Origin of the sequence: Cognatundibacterium curvum (assembly GCF_014284235.1) — a bacterium.
GTDB lineage: Bacteria > Pseudomonadota > Gammaproteobacteria > Burkholderiales > Burkholderiaceae_D > Undibacterium > Undibacterium curvum.
This window is the reverse complement of record NZ_JACOGD010000047.1, coordinates 1-264: the sequence shown is the minus strand read 5'-3', so window position 1 is coordinate 264 and position 264 is coordinate 1. Positions and strand designations below refer to the sequence as shown.

Below are 264 nucleotides of genomic sequence, written 5' to 3'. Positions count from 1 at the left end.
CGCGGTCACCCGGAACCAGCGGATCATAGCCAGCTTTGCGCGCGTAGGTCAGATTGAGTGCTGCGCTATGGCTGACGCCGACGGCTTTGGGCGTGCCGGTGGAGCCTGAGGTGTAGATCAGATAGGCCAGGCTGTCGCCATTGCCGATGACCGGGGGCAGCGCTTCAGATTGCTCATCGTTATGCCCAGCGATATCCGATTCCGATACGCTCAGGCTGGGGCAAGGCAGCGCACCAAGTTCTGCGCCTTCGGCCACAATCACCA

Annotated in this window: 1 protein-coding gene; it reads right to left on the bottom strand. The window is 61.7% G+C overall.

Translation table 11 applies throughout. From position 1 onward, the window contains the following. Positions 1–264 (bottom strand): AMP-binding protein (locus tag H8K43_RS18805; RefSeq protein ID WP_186905267.1); only part of this gene is annotated, 264 nt, incomplete at both ends.